The following is a 1,247-nucleotide window of genomic DNA, read 5'->3' as shown; positions in this document are numbered from 1 at the left end:
AAGTGGCAGCCATGGTGTGGAGTGAGTTTTCACGCGAAAAACTTAAACAATGGATGAAAGAAGGTCATCTGTTGGTAAATGGTAACATTGTCAAACCTAAATATCGCTGCGAAGGCAATGAAACGCTAACTTTAAATGTTGAGCTTGAAGCACAGACCAACAGTCAACCAGAAAATATTCCACTCGATATTGTTTACGAAGATGAAGATATTTTAGTCATTAATAAACCGGTAGGTATGGTGGTTCATCCGGGCGCAGGTAATACCTCGGGTACTTTGGTCAATGCTTTGCTTTACCATTCACCTAAGTCAGCCGAGCTTTCACGTGCTGGCCTAGTACATCGTATTGATAAAGATACCAGTGGTTTACTAGTTGTTGCTAAAAATCTCGAAGCACAATTTTCTTTGAGTAAACAATTGGGAGATAAATCTGTTTATCGTATTTATGACTTAGTCACTTATGGCAATATTATTGCAGGTGGCACAATCGATGAGCCGATTAAAAGACATCCGGTTGACCGTGTAAAAATGGCAATTTTGCCGGGTGGGCGTGATGCTGTAACGCACTATAACGTGAAAGAGCGTTTTAGAGACTTTACTCGTGTACAAGCGCAACTTGAGACTGGCCGTACCCACCAGATTCGCGTTCACTTTAGTTATATTGGACATGGTTTGGTCGGTGACCAAGTTTATATGAACCGTGTACGTATTCCGGCAGGGGCATCTGAGTTACTCATCGAAACTTTACGCGGTTTTAAACGCCAAGCACTTCATGCAGCTAAATTGGGCTTAAAACATCCTCGTACTGGTGAAGAAATGTTATTCGAAGCACCATGGCCTGAAGATTTTACGCAATTGGTTAATGTTTTACGTACAGAAAACGCTGCATATTAAGGACTGGTATATGGAATTTGTTCAGGGTTTACCTCAAGGCGTATTCGTAGGGCAGACACGAGTTCATCACCCTTTGGCATTACCAGCAGAGCAAACAGAGCTAACAGGTTTTAACCTTGCTTTGCATGTTAAAGACGAAGCTCAGCGTGTCCAGCAGCATCGGATGATACTGTTAGATGAATTTGCTCAGTTTGGGGTTAAAAAAATGACATGGATGACCCAAACACATAGCACGATTTGCCATACAGTAAATGAACAAATTCCTTTTACAGCTTTAATTGGCGACGGTTTGATTACGCAAACCAAAGGTCATGCGTTAATGATGATGACAGCCGATTGTTTACCTGTCGTGCT

General features: G+C 41.9%; 2 protein-coding genes. Both read left to right on the top strand.

Annotated features, from left to right (window positions below; genetic code table 11):
• On the top strand, positions 1 to 893 hold an 893-nt coding region (gene rluD, locus VXQ92_RS18930; protein WP_416682836.1), incomplete at its 5' end, for a 23S rRNA pseudouridine(1911/1915/1917) synthase RluD.
• 10 nt (positions 894 to 903) lie between these two features.
• Positions 904 to 1,247, top strand: a 344-nt coding sequence (locus tag VXQ92_RS18925) for a laccase domain-containing protein (protein ID WP_416682835.1), incomplete at its 3' end; no start/stop codon positions are given.

Source organism: Acinetobacter sp. 228 (assembly GCF_048147885.1).
Note: the sequence above shows the minus strand (reverse complement) of the source record. Positions and strands in the feature narration are given on the sequence as shown.